General features: G+C 67.1%; 21 protein-coding genes. 10 read left to right on the forward strand and 11 right to left on the reverse strand.

Annotated features, from left to right (window positions below):
- Positions 1-20: 20 nt before the first annotated feature.
- The 3 genes from LFM09_RS05145 (at position 21) to LFM09_RS05155 (ending at position 3,522) form a co-directional block, all read left to right on the forward strand.
- Complete coding sequence (locus LFM09_RS05145) at positions 21-1,580, forward strand: LCP family protein (RefSeq protein ID WP_414095080.1); 1,560 nt, start codon at positions 21-23, stop codon at positions 1,578-1,580.
- Between the two features lie 67 nt (positions 1,581-1,647).
- Positions 1,648-2,835, forward strand: coding sequence for an LCP family protein (locus tag LFM09_RS05150; RefSeq protein WP_414095081.1), 1,188 nt, complete (start codon positions 1,648-1,650; stop codon positions 2,833-2,835).
- Positions 2,836-2,844: 9 nt separating this feature from the next.
- Positions 2,845-3,522, forward strand: coding sequence for a TIGR03089 family protein (locus tag LFM09_RS05155; protein WP_414095082.1), 678 nt, complete (start codon positions 2,845-2,847; stop codon positions 3,520-3,522).
- Here LFM09_RS05155 and LFM09_RS05160 read toward each other — a convergent pair.
- The 3 genes from LFM09_RS05160 to LFM09_RS05170 form a co-directional block, all read right to left on the reverse strand.
- A complete protein-coding gene (locus LFM09_RS05160; RefSeq protein ID WP_414095083.1) occupies positions 3,503-3,919 on the reverse strand; it encodes a DoxX family protein in 417 nt (138 codons plus the stop codon). The genes LFM09_RS05155 and LFM09_RS05160 overlap by 20 nt on opposite strands.
- Positions 3,920-4,024: 105 nt before the next feature.
- On the reverse strand, positions 4,025-4,786 hold the full coding sequence (locus LFM09_RS05165; protein ID WP_414095084.1) for an META domain-containing protein: 762 nt from the start codon (positions 4,784-4,786) through the stop codon (positions 4,025-4,027).
- A 74-nt stretch (positions 4,787-4,860) separates the two neighbouring features.
- Positions 4,861-5,766, reverse strand: a complete 906-nt coding sequence (locus tag LFM09_RS05170) for a trypsin-like serine peptidase (RefSeq protein WP_414095085.1) — start codon at positions 5,764-5,766, stop codon at positions 4,861-4,863.
- Between the two features lie 314 nt (positions 5,767-6,080).
- Between LFM09_RS05170 and LFM09_RS05175 the strand changes: the two genes are divergently transcribed.
- The 4 genes from LFM09_RS05175 to LFM09_RS05190 all read left to right on the forward strand — a co-directional run bounded on the left by LFM09_RS05175 (position 6,081) and on the right by LFM09_RS05190 (position 12,217).
- Positions 6,081-6,407, forward strand: coding sequence for an ArsR/SmtB family transcription factor (locus tag LFM09_RS05175; RefSeq protein WP_414095161.1), 327 nt, complete (start codon positions 6,081-6,083; stop codon positions 6,405-6,407).
- Positions 6,404-6,880, forward strand: coding sequence for an SRPBCC domain-containing protein (locus LFM09_RS05180; protein WP_414095086.1), 477 nt, complete (start codon positions 6,404-6,406; stop codon positions 6,878-6,880). The genes LFM09_RS05175 and LFM09_RS05180 overlap by 4 nt, the downstream gene beginning before the upstream one ends.
- Positions 6,881-7,001: 121 nt before the next feature.
- The gene (locus tag LFM09_RS05185; protein ID WP_414095087.1) at positions 7,002-7,490 is read left to right on the forward strand and encodes a toll/interleukin-1 receptor domain-containing protein; all 489 of its coding nucleotides are present in this window, start codon (positions 7,002-7,004) and stop codon (positions 7,488-7,490) included.
- On the forward strand, positions 7,487-12,217 hold the full coding sequence (locus tag LFM09_RS05190) for an eIF2A-related protein (protein WP_414095088.1): 4,731 nt from the start codon (positions 7,487-7,489) through the stop codon (positions 12,215-12,217). The genes LFM09_RS05185 and LFM09_RS05190 overlap by 4 nt, the downstream gene beginning before the upstream one ends.
- Before the next feature lie 29 nt (positions 12,218-12,246).
- On the opposite strand, the gene LFM09_RS05195 is transcribed toward LFM09_RS05190, so the two are convergent.
- The gene (locus tag LFM09_RS05195) at positions 12,247-12,831 is read right to left on the reverse strand and encodes a hypothetical protein (RefSeq protein WP_414095089.1); all 585 of its coding nucleotides are present in this window, start codon (positions 12,829-12,831) and stop codon (positions 12,247-12,249) included.
- On the reverse strand, positions 12,828-13,400 hold the full coding sequence (locus LFM09_RS05200; RefSeq protein WP_414095090.1) for a hypothetical protein: 573 nt from the start codon (positions 13,398-13,400) through the stop codon (positions 12,828-12,830). Before LFM09_RS05200 ends, LFM09_RS05195 begins: the two co-directional genes overlap by 4 nt.
- A gap of 86 nt (positions 13,401-13,486) precedes the next feature.
- Here LFM09_RS05200 and LFM09_RS05205 point away from each other — a divergent pair, with 86 nt between their 5' ends.
- Both LFM09_RS05205 and LFM09_RS05210 read left to right on the forward strand, forming a co-directional pair.
- Entirely contained in the window at positions 13,487-16,273 is a 2,787-nt protein-coding gene (locus LFM09_RS05205; protein ID WP_414095091.1) for a BTAD domain-containing putative transcriptional regulator, read from the forward strand.
- Between the two features lie 61 nt (positions 16,274-16,334).
- Positions 16,335-16,691, forward strand: coding sequence for a hypothetical protein (locus tag LFM09_RS05210; RefSeq protein WP_414095092.1), 357 nt, complete (start codon positions 16,335-16,337; stop codon positions 16,689-16,691).
- Positions 16,692-16,739: 48 nt separating this feature from the next.
- Here the strand turns inward: LFM09_RS05210 and LFM09_RS05215 are convergent, their stop codons facing one another.
- The 3 genes from LFM09_RS05215 to LFM09_RS05225 all read right to left on the reverse strand — a co-directional run bounded on the left by LFM09_RS05215 (position 16,740) and on the right by LFM09_RS05225 (position 19,654).
- A complete protein-coding gene (locus LFM09_RS05215) occupies positions 16,740-17,903 on the reverse strand; it encodes an acyl-CoA dehydrogenase (protein WP_414095093.1) in 1,164 nt (387 codons plus the stop codon).
- Between the two features lie 78 nt (positions 17,904-17,981).
- Positions 17,982-18,470, reverse strand: a complete 489-nt coding sequence (purE, locus tag LFM09_RS05220) for a 5-(carboxyamino)imidazole ribonucleotide mutase (protein ID WP_414095094.1) — start codon at positions 18,468-18,470, stop codon at positions 17,982-17,984.
- Positions 18,467-19,654 carry a 5-(carboxyamino)imidazole ribonucleotide synthase gene (locus LFM09_RS05225; protein ID WP_414095095.1) on the reverse strand — a complete coding sequence of 396 codons (1,188 nt, stop codon included), beginning with the start codon at positions 19,652-19,654 and terminating at the stop codon, positions 18,467-18,469. The genes purE and LFM09_RS05225 overlap by 4 nt, the downstream gene beginning before the upstream one ends.
- Positions 19,655-19,714: 60 nt before the next feature.
- On the opposite strand from LFM09_RS05225, the gene LFM09_RS05230 reads away from it, so the two are divergent.
- Positions 19,715-19,933: a hypothetical protein gene (locus LFM09_RS05230; protein ID WP_414095096.1), complete on the forward strand. Its 219-nt coding sequence runs from the start codon at positions 19,715-19,717 to the stop codon at positions 19,931-19,933.
- Here LFM09_RS05230 and LFM09_RS05235 read toward each other — a convergent pair.
- Genes LFM09_RS05235 through LFM09_RS05245 form a run of 3 tightly spaced genes read right to left on the reverse strand, consistent with a single transcriptional unit; the run spans position 19,891 to position 22,003 of the window.
- Positions 19,891-20,835: a hypothetical protein gene (locus LFM09_RS05235; RefSeq protein ID WP_414095097.1), complete on the reverse strand. Its 945-nt coding sequence runs from the start codon at positions 20,833-20,835 to the stop codon at positions 19,891-19,893. The two genes, LFM09_RS05230 and LFM09_RS05235, sit on opposite strands and share 43 nt — an antisense overlap.
- A complete protein-coding gene (locus LFM09_RS05240; RefSeq protein WP_414095098.1) occupies positions 20,832-21,626 on the reverse strand; it encodes an ATP-binding cassette domain-containing protein in 795 nt (264 codons plus the stop codon). Before LFM09_RS05240 ends, LFM09_RS05235 begins: the two co-directional genes overlap by 4 nt.
- Positions 21,623-22,003, reverse strand: coding sequence for a GntR family transcriptional regulator (locus tag LFM09_RS05245; RefSeq protein ID WP_414095099.1), 381 nt, complete (start codon positions 22,001-22,003; stop codon positions 21,623-21,625). Before LFM09_RS05245 ends, LFM09_RS05240 begins: the two co-directional genes overlap by 4 nt.
- Between the last annotated feature and the right edge of the window lie 51 nt (positions 22,004-22,054).

Genomic DNA, 22,054 nt, shown 5'->3' on the forward strand with positions numbered 1-22,054 from the left:
AAACGACTAAACTCGGCGTAGTGGGGGAGGAAACGACTGTGGAAGGCAGGAGTCTGCCGGTCAGGGTTGAGGGGACCCGACCGACGGCGGCTTTCCGCGCGTTCCTGACGACAGGAAAGATCTTCGTCGCGCTCGTCTCGGCCGCTGTGCTCCTCGTCACGTCCTACGGGTGGGGCAAGTTGCGGGCGGCCAACAACGGGATCGTCAAAACCGAGGTCATCTCGGAAGACATCGCGAAGGACACGCGCAAGCCGCTCGACGGCGCCGTCGACATCCTCCTCGTGGGGATGGACAGCCGCACGGACGCACAGGGCAACCCGCTGTCGAAGGAAGTGCTGGCGCTGCTCAACGGCGGGTACTCGGACGGCGAGCAGAACACCGACACGATGATCCTCGTGCACATCCCGGTGGACGGCACGCGTGCGGTCGCCATCTCGTTCCCGCGCGACTCCTACGTCGAGATCGCGGACGGGTTCGGCAAGCACAAGCTCAACTCGGCGTTCGCCCGCCAGCGCAACACCGTCGACCAGCAGCTGCGGTCCAAGGGCGAGACGGACGAGGCGAAGATCCGCACCGAGTCGATGGCGGCCGGGCGCAAGACGTTGATCAAGACGATCGAGAAGATGACCGGCGACAAGGTCCGCATCGACCGGTACGCCGAGGTCAACCTCGCGAGCTTCTACGAGGTCACGAAGGCCATCGGCGGCGTCGAGGTGTGCGTGAAGGAAGCCACCTGGGACGAGGACTCGGGCGCGGACTTCAAGGCCGGGCCGCAGATGATCGAGGGCAGGGCGGCGCTGTCGTTCGTGCGCCAGCGCAAGAACCTGCCCGGCGGTGACCTCGACCGCATCGTGCGGCAGCAGGTGTTCATCGGCGCGCTGGCGAAGAAGGTGCTGTCGACCGGCACGCTGACCGACACGGACAAGCTGAACGGACTGGTCGAGGCGATCCAGAAGTCGGTGATCCTCAGCTCCGGCTGGGACATCACGACGTTCGCCGAGCAGATGCAGGGCCTCGTGGGCGGCAACATCGAGTTCCGCACCATTCCGGTGGGTGACCCGATGGACACCTACGGCGACGGCAACGTGCTGCCGGTGAACCCCAAGCAGGTGAAGGACTTCCTGAACTCGCTCGCCGCGGACAAGTCCCCCAGCTCGTCGGTGCCCACCACGACCACGACGCTGCCGGCGCCGCCGAACTCGTCGATCACCGTGCAGGTGTTCAACGCGGCCGGGCGCCAGGGGCTCGCGGCCGAGGTGATGAACACGTTGGCCGCGAAGGGTTTCAAGCGCGGCCCCGTCGCCTCGGCCCCGGAGAACAGCGACACCACGGTCGTGTACTACGCGGCCGGCGAGGAAGGGGCTGCCCGCAAGGTCGCCGCCGAACTCGGGCCGAACGTGAACGTCGCGGAGGAGAAGTCGGTCCGAAAAGGACAGGTGCACGTCTACGTCGGCACCGACTACTCCTCATCTTCCGACGAGGACGAGGACGTCGAAGCGCAGGGCGTTCCCGGTTCGTCGACCGCGCCTTCGAGCAGTGCGCCGCCCATCACAGCGGGCGGACTGGTCTGCGTGAACTGAATCCCCGGCGTAACGGGCTTCCGATAGTTACGCTGAGCACGCATATCCAGCACACGGAGGACCCACGTTGAGCGCTGCCACACGCGCGAAGAAGACCGTCCTGGTCATCGGCCGGACGGTCGTCGCGCTCGTCGCCGTGACAACGTTGGCGTTCTCCGGCTGGTCCTGGGTCACGTTGCAGCGCGTCCAGAACAACATCAACACCACCCAGATCCTCGAGGTGCTGGACGACATCCCGAACTCGCCGCCCGTCGAGGACGGCGCGATCGACATCCTGTTGGTGGGCAGCGACAGCCGGACGGACGCGCAGGGCCGCCCGCTTCCCGCGGACGTGTTGCGCAAGCTGCGCACCGAGGGCACCGACACGGTGAACACGGACACGATCATCGTGATCCGGGTGCCGCGCAACGGCGGCAAGGCGAACGCGATCTCCATCCCGCGTGACACCTACGTGCCGATCGCCGGCTTCCGCGAGGACAAGATCAATTCGGCGTACGGCGCGGTGAAGTACCTGACCGCCGAACGGTTGCAGGCCGAGGGCGTGAGCGACCAGCAGGAGCGCGAGCGGGCGTCCGACGAGGCCGGCCGCCGGGCGTTGGTGCAGGCGGTGCAGGACCTCACGGGGATGCGCGTCGACCACTACGCGGAGATCAACCTCTACGGGTTCTACCTGTTGACCGAGGTGATCGGCGGCGTGCAGGTGTGCCTGAAGGCCGGCACGTCGGACCCGAACTCCGGCGCGAACTTCCGCGCCGGCCAGCAGGTGATCTCGGGCAGCGACGCGTTGTCGTTCGTGCGGCAGCGGAACATGCCGGGTGGTGACCTGGGTCGCATCGCACGGCAGCAGGTGTTCATGTCGCAGGCGATGAAGCAGCTGCTGTCCGCGGGCACGTTCACCGATCCGGGGAAGATGAACGGGCTGTTGGACGCGGTGTCGAAGTCCGTCGTGGTGGACTCGAAGCTCGACCTGGCGACGCTGGCGGCGCAGGCGCAGGGCCTGGCGTCGGGCAACGTGGAGTTCGCCACGATCCCGGTGACGAACATCGACGCGCGCAACGAGCGTGGTCAGAGCGTCGTGACGGTGGACCGCGAGGCGGTGAAGGCCTGGGTGGCGCAGCTCATCGGTGAGACGCCGAAGCCGGCGCCTTCTTCCACGACCCCCACTACACCGGCGCGGTTCGGGGCTGAGAAGCTGCTCTCGCTGGACGGCGCGCATGCCGCTCTGGCGCAACAGGATGTGCCCTGCGTCGACTAGGAGTGCCGCGTGAGCGTGACCGAGATCCTCTTCACGCCGTTGCTGAAGGCTGATCCGGGTCGTCCGTTGATCACGCACTACGACGACGCTGCGGGCACGCGCGTGGAGCTGTCTCGCGCGACCATTGCGAACTGGGCCGCGAAGACGGCGAACTGGCTGCGGGACGAGCACGACGTCGAGCCGGGCGATCCGGTGGCGGTGCTGTTGCCCGCGCACTGGCAGACCGCGGGTCTGCTGCTCGGCGCGTGGTGGTGCGGCGCCCGTGTCGTTGGCGCGGGTGTCGACGCTCGGGTCGCGGTGGTGCCGCCCGGCGGTACGGCTGCCGCTGACGTCGTGGCCGTGGCTTCGTTGCACCCCATGGGTTTGGGCGCCGGAGCGGATGTCGACTACCTGGATGACGTTCGCGTGCACGGCGACGACTTCACGCCGTGGGAGCCGGTCCCCGGTTCCACGCTCGCGTTGGGCGAGTCCACTGTGGATGACGTGGTGGCCGCGGCACGTGGCATCGACCTGGGCTCCGAGCCTCGCATTTTGTCCACTTTGGAGTGGAACGCGCCTTCCGGTGTCGTGGAAGGTTTTCTCGCTGTGCTGGCGGCCGGTGGATCGCTGGTTCAGGTGAGCAATCCCGACGCGGGCCGGCTGGCCGCGCGCCGGGACAGCGAGAAGATCACACAGCTGCTGGGTTGAGAATCTTGTTGTTCTTGAACAGCAGGCGGTCCAGCGAGTAGGCGCCACCGTTGAAGCCGAGCGCGAGCGCGCCGGCACCGAGCGCCACGACCAGCTCCGAGCCGCCCTGCCCGAGCAGGCCGTTGGAGATGTGCACGAGGAACAGCGCGCCGAGCATGTTGGCAGCGAGCAGCAGACCGACGATCGGCAGTGCGACGCCGGCGATCAGCGCGAGACCGCCGGCGAGCTCGACGGTGGCGGCGAACGCGGCGGAGACCGCGGGCAGCGGCACGCCCATCTTCTCGAACGACGCCGTGGTGCCGGCGAGACCGAACTCCGTCCACTTCTGCCAGCCGTGCGCGACGAACACGATGCCGATGCCGATGCGGCCGATGAGTGCGGCGACGTCCTTGATCATGGTCCTGGCTCCCCGAATCCTGTCGTTTCGCTGTCGGTAGTTCAACTTCGAACCAAAACTAGTGCAGGTTTGAACAACCTCATGAAAACGACAGGAACCCAACAGCTACTTCTTAAGAACCACTCCGTCACCCTTCGCGGTCGTGAGGCTGAGGTTCTTGCGGTCGATCTTGTACGCGACCTGGCCGTTCAGCGCGTTGAGCACGGCTTTCTCCACCGTCATCTCGTTCTCGCCGCACGCCTTGTCGGTGTGCACCAACGACTCGAACGTGATCGTCTGACCGTCCACCTTGTAGGACGCGCTGCCGGTGTTGCAGCCGGCGAACACCTCGACCTTGCCGTTCTCGAACCTCAGCGTGGCCGGCACGCCACCGGGGATCGACGACACGGCTTCGCCGCTGACGATGCTCGTGAGCGTCCACTCGCCGTCGAGCTTCTCTTCTTTTTCAGCCGACAGCACGATCTCGGCGTCGGATCCGGTGATCACGAGGTTGCCGCCGTCGAGCTTCCACGCCGGTGACGCTCCCAGCACCTTGGTCAGCCAGTCGTCCTGCGTGTGGAGATCAGGGTTGGGGCAGCCCATCGCGGTGCTGCTGAGGTCCTTGGCCTCGATCTTGCCGTCGTCCAGCGTCACCGGACCTTGGATCATGTTGCAGCCAGCCCTGGCGATGACCCTGCCGTCGTCGGTGAAGCTCAGCTCGATCGACGTGCCCTCGACCAGTGCCTTGGGTTTGCCCTGCTCGGTGACGGACGTGGAGACGAACACCTTGCCCCGCAGGTCTCCACCCTGCCCCGCTGCCCGGTCGCCGCACCCCGTGACGGCGAGCAGCGTGACGACCAGCGCGGCGAGGAGGATTCGGTTGCTCATGAACCTAGGACGGAACACGCTCACTCCCTGGTTGCCCGGACACGGGTTTCCCCGTGCCCGGGCAGGTTTCCACGTCACGGCGACAGGGACTCCGCGAAGTCGTAGAGGCTCTTGATGTCGTTGTCGAAGTACGGCCCGTCCATCTGGTTCGGGTCGGAGTGCCGGTGGCTGACCACGCTGTTGATGTAGCCGAGCCCGTTCTGGTCGTTGTACTCCTGCAACCACGGACCACCACTCGATCCGCCGGTCATGTTGCACCAGGCCCTGACCTGCTGTCCGTGCCCGTTCCAGGTCGTGCCCTGGCAGAAGTACTGCAGCTCACCGGGGAACGGCGGCGCCGCCGGGTAACCGAGGATCGTCACCGCCACCGAGTAGCCCCAGTTCCAGCGCAACCCGTTGCCTCCCACGGCGTTCACGATCGCGGCGCCGCCGAGGGTCTGCATGATCACGATGCCCATGTCCTCGTCGAAGCTGCTGGAGCTCACCCACGCGGTCCTGGCCGTGAGCTGGTAAGCACTCCACGTGCCGAACGGCCGCACACCGTTGCGGTACCTCGGAACGAAGACCCAGTTGCGCATCCACTGGCCACCGGCACCGCCGTGCACGCAGTGCCCCGCCGTCTGGACCAGCTTCTTCTTGCCACTGTTGACTGTTGCGCCTGAGCACACGTAGTTCAGGCCGTTCGCCGGGTTGGTGAAGAACACCTTCCCGACCGTCTGCGACTCGTTGAGCATCGCGCCGATCCCCTTGACGGAGACCCCTTCGATGCTGCCCGCCCGCCCCTTCGGGTTGGGACTGTTGGGCGCCTTCACCGTGACAGGAGCCTGCGCCGGGATCGCACTGGCCATCCGTTCCGCGGTCCAGTACGTCTCGGCTGCGGCGGCCGACTGGATCTTGTTGTCGGAGGTTCTGGCCAGGCTGGCAGAGCTTCCGCCGGGTGCCGCCTGCGCGGTCGGCACGAACACGGAAGCGGCCAGCACAAATCCGAACGCTAGTGAAACAGTTCTTTTCGCTCTCATTCGAAATACCTCACTAAACGAGGTTAACTTGCGGCTTTCGGAACGTAGCGAGGCCCCTGACCAGCTGTCCAGCTCCGTCTTTGAAGTTGCTCTATTCAGCCTCACCCTTATTCCGTGCCCTGCAGAAAAAGGTCCATCCGGGCCATTTCCCCATTCGATGTGCAGGATCGGAAAGCGCTATCCACGTAGTCGATCTTGAAGTTGGGGCTTGACAGCCCGACACGGGCGGGGCTTACTTAACCCAGAGGTTAGATAACCAAGTGGTTAGGTACGAGATGGACCAGCTGAGCGCCACCTTCGCCGCACTGGCGGACCCGACCCGCCGAGCGATCCTCGCCCGGCTGACCGAGGGCCCGGCAACGGTGAAGGAGCTCTCCGAGCCGTTCGACATCAGCGGCCCGGCGATCTCCAAACACCTGCGCGTGCTGGAGAAGGCAGGCCTGATCACCCGAGGCAGGGAAGCCCAGTGGCGCCCCTGCCAGCTCGACGCGACACCCCTGAAGGAGGTCGCCGTGTGGGCCGAGAACTACCGCCGCTTCTGGGACGCGAGCTACGCCCGCCTGGACGCACTCTTGACCGAGATGAAGGAGAACGACCAATGACCACCAAGTTCGGCACCCTCGTCACCCTCCCGTCCGACACCGAGATCGCCATGTCCCGCGCGTTCGACGCCCCCGCCTCCCTGGTCTGGGACGCCTTCACGAAGCCGTCCCTGATCAAGCGCTGGCTGCTCGGCCCCGACGGCTGGGAAATGCCGATCTGCGAGGTAGACCTGCGCGTGGGCGGCAAGTGGCGCTACGGCTGGGCGCAACCAGACGGCTCCGGGGCGTTCGAGATGTACGGCGAATACACCGAGGTGTCTCCAGTGACGCGGATCGTCCACACCGAACACTTCGAGGACAACCCGCCGGCGGTGACGACCATCGAGTTCGTCGAGGCCGACGGCCGCACCACGATGACCACCACCATGCGCCTGGTCTCCCAGGAAGCCCGCGACGCCGTGCTCGCCACCGGCATGTCCGACGGCGCCGGCCGCTCCTACGAACGCCTCGGCGAAGTCCTCGCCACGCTCTGACATTCCAGTCGAGGCCGCTCATTCCGTTGGGCGGCCTCGACCTGGCCGTATTCGGTTGACTGATGTGCCGCGTCGATCCGGGATTTGATCCGGGGTCTTCCGGGAGTACCGTCCTCCAGTCATGGCGACCCAAACGGTCCGGATCTTCCTCAGCTGGTGCCGTCGCGACAAGGACCCCGCGCAGCAACTGGTGCACGACCTGCGGCCAACCCTGCGCCTCTTCACCGACCTGACAGTCGAGTGGTGGCAGGACTCCCACCTGACGTGCGGCGAGGAGTTCACCGGCTCGATCAAGAACCGCATCGACGAAGCGGACTTCGGCCTGCTGCTCCTCTCCTCGCACTACCTGGACAGCTCGTTCGTCCTGGAGCACGAACTCCCGCGCTTCGTAGGCCCCACCGCGGACAAGGGCGCCCTCCCGGTACGCCTCAAGCCACTGCTGTCCTTCGGCGCCGGTCACAACTTCCAGGGCGTGGACGCGTTGAACATGTTCGCCTTGGACGGCAAGGCCTACACCGAAACCCGAGGCAACCGCCGCACCGACTTCGCCAACAAACTCGCGGAGGAGATCCGCCGCAGCGCCCTCGGCGACAACGGTTACCGCCGATGACCCGCCTGACGCGGGCCGAGACAGCCGACCGCATCTCCGCGCTTCGCCCGTCCCTGACCACGATGCAGGCCGCACGCCTGACGACGCTGGCGGACCTGGTCGACTCGGACGGCCGCTTCCTCCTGCGCCAAGCCTTGGAAGTCGGCGAGTTCCCCTCGGGCGACGAACGTGCCCAGGACGCGTTCCGCGAGTTCCGCACCAGGGTCAACGCCCTGGCCCAGTCCGCGGGTGTGGACCTGGTGCTGGAACTGGATTCCCACAAGACCTCCCCCGACACCCGCTACGGCTGGTTCACCGGCAACCCGGTCGAACGCAGCCTGGTCGCGTTCACCGAGGATGCCGCGGAGAACATCGGCATCGCCAGGCCGGTGGCACCCGAGGTCACTGAATTGGGCGAGTCCCGCCGACTGCGGGTGTACGTCAGTTTCCACCCGACCACAGGAAGCCCAGCCCGTAGTGCGGCCGCGCTGATCGAGCAACTGACCGACACACTGCAGGCATTGGACGGACAGGCGTGGGAAGTCGCGGACTCAAGCTCGGTCCGCCTTGGAGAGGACACATACGAGGTCCGCTCTCGCTTGTGCGCTGAAGCGGACGTGTGCGTGAGCCTGATCAGCCCCGCATATCTCAACTCACCAGAACGCCACCAGGTGTTCAAGCGACGGGGCCGGCTCGTCGCCGTGTCGTTCGGCAGCCTCCCGCACGGCCCAGTGAACCTGAAGCCGTTGCAGCGACACGAAATCGCTCTGCTCGACTCACCTTGGGACACTCTGCGCACTCCGCAGCGCAAGAAGTACGTCAACGAACTCATCCGCGAGATCCAACGCGTCATCTCCACTCCACGTACCGACCGCGAGTGCAGCGACGAGGAGAAGTCGATCCTCAAGGCACTGGTAGCCAAGCAGGTACGCGCACGCCGAGGTGACGACAGCCAATACCTGGTGCCTTCGGAGCTGCGGGAAGCCTCGCTCCAGGAGTCGTTCCTGGAGCGCGAGGACCAACACTCGTCCGGCACCCCGTTGCGGGCCGTCGATCGACTGGTCGCCTGGGCGACTGATGAAAAACCAGGCGCTCCAAGGCTTTGCGCACTACTCGGCGACGTCGGCATGGGCAAGACCACCACAGCGAAACTGTTCACCCGGCGCTTGCTCGAACTGCATGAGAGCGACCCGTCCTCTCCGCTGCCGATCCTCTTCGACCTGCGAGACGTGCGCGCCGGTGAACTGACGGGTGCCATGGCCCTCGACCGCATTCTCGACAGCATGCTCGACGCGACTCGCCCGCCGGGCGTGCCCCGCGAGCGGTTGAACGCGGATGTCGTGCGCAAGCAGCTCGAAAACAGCCGCACAGTGATCGTCTTCGACGGCCTCGACGAGGTGTTGGTTCACCTCACGCCGCATGACCGCCAGCTGTTCACCCGTCAACTCTGGCGCGCATTGCCCGGCGATTCAGCAGCTCGAATGCTGTTGACGTGCCGGACCCAGTACTTCCGCACGATCCGAGACGAGGCCGACTTCTTCAACGGTCAGACCCGCCAAGGCCTCCGCGGGACCGACTACCTGGCCTTGTTGATGCTGCCGTTCCGCGACGAGCAGATCCGCGAGTACCTGGCCGGAAATCTGGGCCGGGACGGTCAGTGGGTGGAGAGGTTCCTGGAAACCATCGGCGCCGTCCACAACCTGACCGAGCTCGCCCAACGCCCCATCACGTTGAGATTGATCTCCGACCAAGTGGAGTTCATCGAGACGGCGAAACTACAGGGGCGAACGCTGCGTTCCGTCGACATCTACTCCGAGGTGGTCGACCGCTGGATCTCCCGCGACGAGGGCAAACACACCCTCATACCTGATCACAAGCGGTTGCTGATGGAGGAAATCGCCGCAGGTCTGTGGCAATCGGGCAAGAACTCCTGGAGCCCGGTCGAACTCGACGACTGGCTGCTCGCCCTGCTCGACGAGCGCCCGGACATCCGTCGCCACTACCGCGAGCATGTGCCTGATCTGTGGACCGCGGACTTCCGCACCGCGACGTTCCTCAAGAGGGAGGGCGACAGCTTCTCGTTCGCGCACCGCTCGTTGTTCGAGTACTTCCTGGCCCGCTACCTGTTCCGGACACTGAGCCGTGACGACGAGCGGCGCTTCGACGCCTTCGCCATGGTGGTGCCCAGCCAGGAAACCCTGGACTTCCTGGGCCAGTCGGTCACGGCGGCACCTGAGCAGGCCGTCGCCAGCCTTGAGGACATCAGACGCCGGTACCGGCCCGTGGCATCCGAACTCGCACTCGCCTATGCCCTGCACGCCGCCCGGAACGACTACCCGAGGCAGTCGCTCGTGGCGGTCGATCTCGCTGGTGCATCTCTCTCCGGATGGACGTTCGACGCGGGTCGCACGCTCGCCATGAACAGGGCGAATCTGTCCGGCGCGGATCTGCGAGACGCCAGGTTCACAAGGGCGGACCTCTCGGATACCGACCTCTCGGATGCCAAAGCAGCAGGTTCCGAGTTCCACAACTGCTTGCTAACTCGATCGTCGTGGACGGGTGCGGATGTCGCCGGGGCGATCTTCCGGCGCTGCGACACCGGCGGTGTCGATCTCAGCGGAGCCAATGCACACAGGGCCCAGCTACTCCTCTGCACATCGCCACCGGCACCCAGCCCTGGGCTCCGAATCGCGCCGCACCCGCGGAGCACCGACCTCACCGGAGAACCGCGGCTCACCTACTTCGCCGGGTTCATGGGCACCGCCAACGCGGTCGCCTGGTCACCCGACAACACCCGCATCCTCACCGGTGGCCTCGGCAGCACTCACATCTGGGACGCGGTCACCGGCGAGTTGCTCCACGAACTCCTCGACGCGGACCGGATCAGCACGGTCGCCTGGTCATCTGACAACACCCGTATCTTCACCAGCACCATCGGAAACCACGCTCGCATCTGGGACGCCACCACCGGCGAACCACTCCACCAGTTCACCGGCATGGACTTCGTCAACGCGGTCGCCTGGTCAGCTGACAACACCCGCGTCCTCACCGGCACCTCCGACAGCGTCCGCATCTGGGACGCCACCACCGGCGAACCACTCCACCAGTTCACCGGCATGGACTTCGTCAACGCGGTCGCCTGGTCAGCTGACAACACCCGCGTCCTCACCGGCACCTCCGACAGCGTCCGCATCTGGGACGCCACCACCGGCGAACCACTCCGCCAATTCGCCGAAGGCCTCGGCGTCATCAACTCCGTCGCCTGGTCACCCGACAACACACGCGTCATCGCTGGCTACGACACCTGCGCACTTGTCGTGGACGCCTCCACCGGCACAACACTCCAACAACTCGAACATCAAGCCCCCGTCACCACAGTCGCCTGGTCACCCGACAACACCCGCGTCCTCACCGGCACCCCCGACAGCGCCCGCATCTGGGACGCCACCACCGGCGAACCACTCCGCCAATTCGCCGAGGAGCTTGATGGCGTCGACTCCGTCGACTGGTCACCGGATGGCGACCGCATCCTCACCGGAATCCAAGAAGTGGCCTACGTCTGGGACGCCAACACCGGCGAGGTGCTCCACCGACTCCTCCACTCAAGCGCGGTCTACACGGTGACCTGGTCACCGGATGGCAACCACGTCCTCACTGGCAACTTCGACGGCGCACGCGTCTGGGACGCCAACACCGGCTTGCCAGTCCACCATCTAACCCACCCCAGCACATGGGTGCGATCAGTCGTGTGGTCGCCCGACAGCACCCGTCTGATCACCGAATCCGCCGGCGGACCCGCTCGCGTCTGGGACGCTGTCACCGGCCTGCTGCTCCACGACCTCCTCGACACGGACAGGGCAAGCGCGGTCGCCTGGTCACCGGACAGCCACCGCATCATCACCGGCACGGTCGACTGTGCCGACATCTGGGAGGCCACCACCGGTAAACCACTCGATCGACTCGATACAGGCCCTGGCCTCGTCTACTCGGTGGCCTGGTCACCTGACAACACCCGTGTCGTGACCAGTTCGGTGAACTCCACTCGTGTGTGGGACGCCATCACCGGCGAGCTCCTCGCCGAACTCACGGACCCCCCGCGCAGAGCACGTACCTTGGCCTGGTCACCCGACAGCACCAGCATCCTCACCGGCCACGATGCAGGAATTCGCCTGTGGGACGCCGCCACAGGCGGTCTACGCCACGACATCCGCGACGCCAGCACTTGGGGACGATCGATCGCTTGGTCACCCGACAACACCCGCATCATCTCCAGTAGCGACAAGGACGCCTCGATCTGGGACGCCACCACTGGCGACCTCGTCCACCGACTCGCTAGGAATCTCGGCGGCGTCTACTCCGTCGCCTGGTCACCCGATAGCTCCCGCATCCTCACCGGGACCTCGGTCGGTGCCCACATCTGGGACGCCGCTACCGGTGACCTGGTCCACCGACTGACCAAGCACCTCGGCGGCGTCTACTCCGTCGCCTGGTCACCCGACGACACCCGCATCGTCACTGGCACCGACAGCGGCGTACTCATCTGGGACGCCAACACCGGCAGCCTGCTTAGCCCTTGCTTCGCCTTGCTCCCGAACGGCGAATTCGCAGTGTTCGACGGACCGACGCACAGATTGATCAGGTGCACCGAGGGCGCGTGGAGGTGGATGGGCTGGACCGTCGCCAGCGAGCACGGCGTGGATCGCCTGCCCGCCGAGACGTTCGGCCCGCTTCCCACGTTGCCGGAGTAGGTCGAGGCCGCCCCCAGGGCGGCCCCGACTCAGCGGCTGTGCTTCAGGTAGGCCTTGTCGTAGACGGTCTCGTACGGCTTGACGCACTCGGCGTGGGCGGGCTCAGCCGCCTCACCCAGCTCGTACACGCCATCCGGGCTGCTCACGCGGAACCCCTTGCCGCGCATGCACTCCACGTAAGCCGAGAGAGCCTTCTTCACCGAAGGGTCGGCTTGGACCTTCGCCACCAGCTGCTCGGACTTCTCCGAGAGGTCTTCGAGGCCCTTCCCCCAGGCCTCGCGATACGTCTCGTTGAAGCACCCCGCGGTGGTGTCGGTGCCGTACAGGGCGTCGCCCCACGCCGCCTGGCGATCTGCGGGGAGCGCGGCGAGCAGCGTGTCGTTCGGGTTCGTGGGGCGTTCGGCGATTGCCTGTTCGAGGGGCTTGCCGGCTCGGCGGGCCTCTTGGACCGCCAGGTCGACCGGCACCGCGACGACGTAGTCGAAGCCGTTGCGGTGCATGCAGGTTGCTATCAGCTCCTCGTGCTTGAGGACCTGGCGGCGCACAGGGTCCTCCTGTGCGCCGCAGGCGGTCAGCGCGAGCACCAGGAAGCCCAGTGCCAGGCGCCTCATCACGTGCCGCCGCTGCCCCAGACGCTCAGGTAGCCCTTGGTGGGCTGGTAGGAGCGGGCGAACTGGTTGTGCAGGAAGGTGCGGTCGACCTGGTTGATCTTGATGCAGCCTTCGGAGCGGTAGTTCGAGTCGCTCCAGCCGCTGGTGCCCTGGGAGTGGATGAAGAGCTCGGTGCGCATGTTGCCGCAGCGGGTCTTCTTGTTGCCCAGTTCCCAGACCCAGCCGCGCACGACGGTGTGGCCCCAGGTCTTGTTGTAGTGCTTGAAGTGGCTGTTGCCGTCGGCGTCGGTGTTGCTGTAGACGCCGTCGGGCAGCCAGCCCTGGTTGTTGGTGCATTCGTTCTTGTTGCCGTTGCCGCTGCCCGCGCGCATCTTGATTCGGTACATCGTGGTGCCGATGCTCACGTAGGCCACTACCTGGCTGTTGAGCGGCGACGGGATGTTCTTGATGTAGTTGAACTGCGGTGGTTCGGTCCACTGACCGACCACTTCCTGCGTGTAGGCGTTCGCTGGGGCCGTTGCGCCTAGTGTCAGCGCCAAGGCTCCTAGCAACGCCAGTGCTTTCGCCTTCAAGGTTTCTCCCTCCTCGTGGGGGGACAGCCTTGCGATCCGCGCGAAACGGCCCTTGCCCGTAGCAAACCCGTACTACCGTGCCGCGCGTGGACGCCTTCCACTCGCTGTTGCGCTTGAGACGGCACGAGGCGTCGGTGAGCCAGCGTGAGCTCGCCGACCGCGCGGGCATGAGCGTTGCTGCTGTTCGCGACCTCGAACAGGGGCGGTCTCGCCGGCCGCACCCGCGGTCTGTCCGGGCGTTGATCGATGCGTTGGGGTTGACCGGCAACGAGGCCGAGGAGCTGCGGGCGGCCGCGTACATCGAGGTGCCGCAAGTGATGGACAGCGGTGAGGTTCGGCTGTCGGTGCTCGGGCCGTTGACGGTCCATCGTGGACAGATGGAAACCGGTGTCGGGCGCGGCAAACGGCGGGTGCTGCTCGGCCGGTTGGCGCTGTCGCCCGGTGTTCCGGTTGCTGTGGACGAGCTCGCGGAGCTGGTCGGCTCGGTGCAGGTGCAGGTGCACGTGTCGCGGTTGCGGTCGGTCGTGCCGTTGGAGCTGGTGCCGGGCGGGTATCGGTTGTGCCTGCCGGATTCCCGGCTTGATCTGGCTGCGTTCCGGTCGTTGGTCCGATCGGCCGACCAGGAGACCGCGCCGGAGTCGTTCGATCTGCTGGGCCGAGCACTTGCGTTGTGGCGTGGGCAGGTGCTGGCGGACGTGGACGAGCTGCGCGAGCATCCCCTTGCCACCGCATTGGTTTCCGAACGAATAGACGCGCTGCTCGCGTATGCCGTGGGCCGTCCGGCGGAGGCGTTGCCGTGGCTGCGCGCGTTGGCCGAGGAACACCCGCTGCACGAACCGTTGCACGCGCGGTTGATCGGAGTGCTGGCCGCTGCCGATCTGCGGGCCGACGCGCTGGCCGTTTTCGACCGGGTGCGGCGGCTGCTGGCCGACGAGCTCGGCGTCGATCCCGGTCCCGAACTGGTGGAGGCTCACCGGCGGTTGTTGCGGGCCGAGCCGCCGCGTTCGGTGCCAGCGCAGCTTCCGTTGCGGCTGGCGAGGTTTGTGGCGCGGGAGGCCGAACTAACAGCACTCACAGCGATTTCCGGCTCGATCGCGGTCGTGTCCGGGACTGCGGGCGTCGGCAAGACGACGCTCGTCGTCGAGTGGGCACATCGGGTTCGGGCACGTTTCCCGGACGGGCAGCTGCACGTCAACCTGCGCGGTTTCGACCCGGTCGGCCAGCCGATGCCCGCTCTTGAGGCCCTGCACGGCTTTCTGGAGGCGCTCGGGGTGCCGGCGGCGTCGATTCCGGCGGGTCTCGCGGCGCGCTCCGCACGTTTTCGCAGCTTGCTGGCGGACAAACGCGTGCTGATCGTGTTGGACAACGCCCGCGACGCCGAGCACGTCCGGCCGCTGCTGCCGGGTGCTCCGGGGTGCCAGGTCGTCGTCACGAGCCGGGTGGCGTTGACCGGGCTGGTCGCGGTCGAGGGTGCGGTTCCCGTGACGCTGGACGTGTTGTCGACGACAGAAGCCGACCGGCTTCTGGACTGCCGCGGCGTTTCTGCCGCTGCGAGGCCGGGCATCGTGTCCGTGTGCGCCGGTCTGCCGCTGGCGCTTGCGATCGCCGCCGCTCGCGCCGATGCGGTGTGCTCGGGCCTGGACACGTTGTCGGACAACGATCCTCGCGCGGATGTCCGCTCGGTCTTCTCGTGGTCGCTCGGCGCGTTGAGCGCTCAAGCGAGACGACTGTTCTCGTTGCTGGGCCTGCATCCCGGACCGGATTTCGCCGCCCCGGCCGCTGCGGCGCTCGCCGGCACCGACGTCCTTCCGCTGCTGGACGAACTGGTCGAGGCTTCACTGGTCTTCGTCTCCGCTCCCGGCCGTTACGCGATGCACGACCTGGTGCGCGAATACGCATCCGAACTGGCCCCGGACGACGACCTGCGGTTGCTGGACCATTACCTGCACACCGCGCGTGACGCCGCGATGTTGTTGCAGCCCAACAGAGGTCCGTTCTCGCTACCCGAACCCGCAGCGCCTCCGGTCGTGCTGTCGACGGTGCGTCAGGCGTGGGCGTGGTTCGACGCCGAACGCCAGGTGCTGACCGCGCTCTCGCTCTCGTCCACTTCGGACATTCACGTGTGGCAGCTGGCCCGCGCGCTGGCGTCGTTCTTCAACTACCGCGGCCTTTGGGACGAGGCGATCCCGCTGCACACCGCGGCCCTGAACGCCGGGCTGCGGATGGATTCGCTGCCGATGCAGGCAATGGCGCACCGTCACCTGGCCGGTGTCCACGCCTACGTGGACCGCGACGACGAGGCCGACCACCACTACGACCGCGCGATCACGATGTTCGCCTCGCTGGGCGACGAGATCTCCGAGGCACACGCCCGCATGAACTTCGCCTGGCTGTTGTCCAGGCGCGGCAAGGAAACCGACGCCCTCACGCAGTACGAACGCGCCCTGCACCTCTACCGCCTGTGCGGCAACGAGTACGCGGAAGCCCGCGCTCTCAACGCCATCGGCGAGAAGCTCGCGATCATGGGCCGCGCCGCCGAAGCGTTGCCGTACTGCACTTCGGCGCTGGCGGTGATGGAGAAGCTCGGCGACACCCAGGGCATCGCGATCGTGCTGGACAGCCTCGGCTACACGCAGTACCGGCTGGGCGCCTTCGCGGTGGCCGTCGAACTCTTCACGCGGGCGGTCCCGTTGCGTGAGGAAGGCGGTGACCAGCACTCGATCGCCGAGCTCCACGACCGCCTGGGCGACGCACACTCCGCGCTCGGCAACTCGACGGCCGCCCGCTCGTCGTGGCGCCGGGCCCTGAGCATCCTGGAGGACGTGCGGCACCAGGACGCCGCGGACGTGCGCGCGAAACTGGACGGAGCGTAGTCACCGACCGTGGTCCCGGTTCCCCCGGTCGAGTCGCCGACCCGGAGTTACGTTCGAGCTCATGGGACGTCTCCTAGCAGCTCTCGCCCTCACGCTCGGCTTCGTCGTGCTGTCCGCCCCGTTCGCCGAGGCCTCGGAGGCGACAAGGTGGCAGGTCGCGCCGTGCCCGTCCGGCCAGAAGGCGTTGTGGCTACCTCGGGTCGACAAGTTCGGCACCGACATCAGCTGCACGACAGAGGAAGCCCGTGCCAAAGCGGTGAAGGAGGCCGTGGACAGCGGCAGCCCGACACGGATGATGAACGTCGCCATCGCTTTCGCCCAGCAGATCTCGGACAAGTCGCTGACCGCGGAGTCGGCGTGCGTGCTGGGCGCGAAGGGTGCGATCGGTGAGGCGATCGGCACCTGTGTGGCCGCCTGACGAAAACGGCCCGGAGGCGAGTGCCTCCGGGCCGTCCGCGTACGAACCTCAGCCGTTGAGCACGGCGCGCGACATCACGACGCGCTGGATCTGGTTCGTGCCCTCGTAGATCTGCGTGATCTTGGCGTCACGCATCATGCGCTCGACCGGGAAGTCACGCGTGTAGCCGGCGCCACCGAACAGCTGCACGGCGTCGGTGGTGACCTCCATGGCCACGTCGGACGCGAAGCACTTGGCAGCAGCGGTGATGAAGCCGATGTTCGGCTCCCCGCGCTCGGCCTTCGCCGCAGCGACGTAGACCATGTGGCGCGCGGCCTCGATCTTCATGGCCATGTCGGCGAGCATGAACTGCACGCCCTGGAAGTCCGAAATGGACTTCCCGAACTGCTTGCGGTCCTTGACGTACGCGACCGCGGCCTCAAGAGCACCCTGCGCGATGCCGACGGCCTGCGCACCGATGGTCGGACGCGTGTGGTCCAACGTCTTCAGCGCGGTCTTCAGGCCGGTGCCGGGCTCACCGATGATCCGGTTGGCGGGAATCGTGCAGTTCTCGAAGTAGATCTCGCGGGTCGGCGAGCCCTTGATGCCGAGCTTGCGCTCCTTCGGGCCCACCGAGAAGCCGGGGTCGTCCTTGTGCACGACGAACGCCGAGATGCCGGCGGACTTCTTGGCAGCGTTGGGGTCCGTGACCGCCATCACCGTGTACCAGGTGGACTCGCCGGCGTTGGTGATCCAGCACTTGGTGCCGTTCAGCACCCAGTGGTCCCCGTCCAAAAGCGCCCTGGTGCGCATCGAGGCCGTGTCCGAGCCGGCCTCGCGCTCGGACAGCGCGTAGGACGCCATGGCCTCGCCCGAGGCGATGGACGGCATGACGAGCTGCTTGAGCTCCTCGGAGGCCGACAGCAGGATCGGCATGGTGCCGAGCTTGTTCACGGCCGGGATCAGCGAGGAGGACGCGCAGACGCGGGCCACTTCCTCGATGACGATGCAGGTCGCCACGGAGTCCGCGCCCTGGCCGTCGTACGACTCGGGGACGTGGACGGCCGCGAAGCCGGACTTGACCAGGGCGTTGTGGGCCTCCACCGGGAAGCGCTCGTTCTCGTCGACCTCGGCCGCGAACGGCTTGATCTCCTTCTCGGCGAGCGAGCGGACGGCCTCTCGCAGCGCCTCGTGCTCCTCGGCGAGCTGGTAGGTGCCGAAGCTCGGGTTCACCTTGTTACCTCCCGGTAGCGAGTACTCAGCACGATGTTAGCGCCCGTTCACTACGGTCGCCGGTGTGCTGTTGAGCACTCAGAGGGACTTCTGCAGCGCCGCGTCCTTGTCTAGTACGAGCTGCTCGAGTTCTGCCTGGAAGCGGGCCACGCGCTCCTGCAGCGCGGTGTCCGAAGCAGCCAGGATGCGAACAGCCAGAAGGCCCGCGTTACGCGCGCCGGCGACTGAGACGGTGGCCACCGGGATGCCTGCGGGCATCTGCACGATGGAGAGCAGGGAGTCCATGCCGTCGAGGTACTTCAACGGCACGGGGACGCCGATGACCGGGAGCACGGTGGCCGAGGCGACCATGCCGGGCAGGTGAGCCGCGCCACCCGCGCCCGCGATGATCACACGAAGACCACGACCTGCCGCCGAGTTCGCGTAGTCGAGCATGCGCTGCGGGGTGCGGTGCGCGGAGACGACGCTCACCTCGAACGAGACGTCGAACTCGGCGAGCGCTTCGGTGGCGGCCTTCATCACCGGCCAGTCCGAGTCGCTGCCCATGATCACGCCAACCTGAGTCACTCCGCACTCCCGTGAATGTCGTAGCCGTCGTTCCAAACACCGGTGGACAGCCAGTCCGCGGCCAACCGGGCGCGGTGGCGGACATCGGTCATGTCGTTGCCGAGGAACGTCACGTGGCCGATCTTGCGGCCCGGCCGTTCCTCCTTGCCGTAGAGGTGCACGTGCGCGTCCGGGAAGCGTGCGAACAGGTGGTGCACGCGCTCGTCGGGGCCCATCGCGGGCGGTTCGGAAGCGCCGAGCACGTTCGCCATCACCACGGCCGGCGCCATCAGGTCGGTGCGGCCCAGCGGGTAGTCCAGGACCGCGCGCAGGTGCTGTTCGAACTGGGACGTGCGCGCGCCCTCGATCGACCAGTGGCCCGAGTTGTGCGGGCGCATCGCGAGCTCGTTCACGACCACGCCGTCCGCCGTCTCGAACAGCTCGACGGCCAGGACGCCGACCACGCCCAACGCGTCGGCGACCTTGAGCGCCAGCTCCTGGGCCGCGGCGCCGTCCAACCCGGGAGCGGGGGCCAGGACCTCGACGCAGATGCCCTCGGACTGCACCGTCTCGACGACCGGCCACGCCGCGCCCTGCCCGAACGGTGAGCGCGCGACCACGGCCGCCAGCTCGCGGCGCATCGGCACGCACTGCTCGACCATCAGCGGCGTCCCGGCCTCCAGCAGCTCGGGCACGACCAGCTCGGCGCTGTGCGGCTGGTTCAACATCCACACGCCGCGCCCGTCGTAGCCGCCGCGGACCGCCTTCAGCACGCACGGCCAGCCGTGAGCCGCACCGAAGCGCATCACGTCGCGCACTTCGTGGACCTCGGCGAACGGCGGCACGGGCAGCCCCAGCTCGGCCAGCCGCACCCGCATCTTCAGCTTGTCCTGCGCGTACTGCAGCGCGTCCGGACCGGGGTGCACCTTCACGCCGTCCGCGACCAACGCGCGCAGGTGCTCGGAAGGCACGTGCTCGTGGTCGAACGTGACGACCTCGCAGCCCTTCGCGAACGCGCGCAACGCGTCCAGGTCGGTGTGCGTGCCGAGCACCACGTCCCGCGCGACCAGTGCGGCGGGGTCGTTCTCGGAGACGGCGAGCACGCGAAGCGACTGGCCGAGCGGGATCGCGGCCTGGTGCGTCATGCGGGCGAGCTGCCCGCCGCCGATCATGCCGACGACGGGAAGACGGGTACGGGAGTCCACGGTTCAGGCATCCTACCTGCGGCTTCTTCCGCGCTCACCAGCAGAGCCAGCCTCCGCGAGGTGACGCTGCCCTCGGGTGCGGTGTGGATCACCAACCGCTGGTCGTGCTCGGGGGCCGTCGAGCTGCACCTGCTGAACGGCATCACCCCCAGTGAGGCCGTTCAGCAGGTGTTCGACCCGTGGCACGGGATAGTGTCGACGAACCGCGCGCAGCGGGAGCTCGCGTTCCGTCCGCGCTACCCCTCTGCCTGGGCCGCGGCGACCTCCGGCGTGCTCTGAACCGGTTCGACGGACTCCTCGGACTCGAGGCGGCGGTGGGAGCGGGACGGCTTCCACCCGCCGCCACGGCGCAGCAGCCGGAACGTGAGGAAGAGCAGGCCCGCGGCGATCAACGCGCAGATGACGAACTCGACGACCTGGAAGATCACCAGCCGATCGATCGGCTGGTAGTCGACGTACGTGCCGATGGCCGTCTTCGAGGCGCGCATGCAGCTGTTCGGGTTCGGCAGGCCCTCGCACAGGTCGGTCAGCGGTACCGGGTCGAGATCGGGTCCCACGAAACCGCGGGCGATCTCCAGCGCACTCGGTGGCACGTCGACCGTGCTCTCCCAGCGGGCGATCGAGCGCTCCACCGGCATGTAGTGATCACGCATCAGCGCGGCCTGCACGGCACGGATCAACGTGTAGAACACCAACGTCGCCGCGATCGCCGTCACCACGTGCCGGGTCAGCAGGCCGACGAGCACACCGAGTGCGAAGCCCAGGAACGCGTAGCCGGCCTGGACCAGCGGGCTCCCCTCGAACTGCGACCACGACTTCTGCGCACCGCTGAAACCGTCGCCGGCGCCCACGGCGAGGCCCAGCACGACGGCCAGTCCGCCGAGGACCAGCACCTTGCCGCGCAGCCACACTGCCGGCGTCACGTCCTGACCCCACGCCACGAAGTAGGTGCGTTCCTCCAGTTCGCGGGCGATCAGCGGGGCGCCCCAGAACATGCCGATCACGGCACCGAAGGAGAGCTGCACCATCAGCCCGTAGAAGCCCGCGATCGGCATCGAGTCGTACCGGGCATTCCCGATCTCCGTGGACAGCAGCGAGTACGCGCCCAGCAATGCGAGCGCTGCCGTGGCGGCGATCGTCCAGCGGTGCTGACGCCAGGTCAGCCACAACATCGTGTTCACGCGGCACGCTCCAGGTGCGCCACGACCAGCTCCTCCAGCGTCACGAACCGCGCTGTCCACGGTTCGGCGATCTGCGTGCCGCCGGAGCGCACGAGGTACTGCGACTGCGACTGGCTGTGCTTCGCGAGCACCACGCGTCCCTCCACAGGAGCGTCTGAGACCCGTGGCCCGGTGTAGAGAACGTGCTCCTCCAGCAACTCGTCGGTGCCGCCGTCCACGAGCAGGCGTCCGTTGGCGAGCAGCAGCAACCTGTCCGCCACGCCACCGATCTCGGCGACGACGTGGGTGGAGAACACCAGCGTCATGCCGTTGTCGTTCACCTCGGTCAACAACTCCCGCATGACCTTGCGGCGCGCCAGAGGGTCCAGTTCGGACAGTGGCTCGTCCAGCATCAGCACGTCCGGACGCGAACCCAACGCCAGCGCGAGGGTCACGTGGGTGCGTTGCCCGCCCGACAGGTCGCCGATCTGCAACCGGCGCGGCACCTTGTACCTGGTCAGCCAGTCGTCGGCGCGTTCGTTGTCCCACACGGTGTTCATGCGCCGGCCGAACTCGAGGACGTCCGCAACCTTGAAGCCCTTGTACATCGGCTTGTGCTGCGGCACGTACGCGACGCGGCCCGCGATCGACGTGTGCCCCGACTCCGGCGGCAGGTGCCCGGCCAGGATGTTCAGCAACGTCGACTTGCCAGAGCCGTTGGCCCCCACCAGGGCGGTGACACTGCCCGGCGGTAGTTCGAAGGAGACGTCACGCACCGCCCACTTCGACACCTTGGCCGCAACCACGCTCATTGCGCTCCCCCACTCAGCACCTCGCGCAGCAGCGCGTAGATGTCCTCGTCCTCCAACCCGGCGGAGCGTGCCTCCGCGACCCAGACGGCCAACTTGGCGCGCAACGGGTCCAGGTCCTCGGGGGCGGCGGACCCCAGGGAGGCCTTGACGAAGGTGCCGGAGCCCTGACGGGCTTCGACGAGGCCGGCGAGCTCGAGCTCGCGGTAGGCCTTCAGCACGGTGTTCGCGTTCACCCCGCTGCTCGCGACGACGTCGCGGACCGTCGGCAGCCGATCACCCGGCTGCAGCCAGCCGAGCCTCAACGCCTCCCTGACCTGCTGACCCAGCTGCAGGTACGCGGGATAGCCGCTGCCGCGGTCGACGTGGAACTCGACCACACACGCTCCCCAGATTGTTCTAGTGAACTAGGACAATAGAACACTTCTGCG

Source organism: Lentzea alba (genome assembly GCF_047445655.1).
Classification (GTDB): Bacteria; Actinomycetota; Actinomycetes; order Mycobacteriales; family Pseudonocardiaceae; genus Lentzea; species Lentzea alba_A.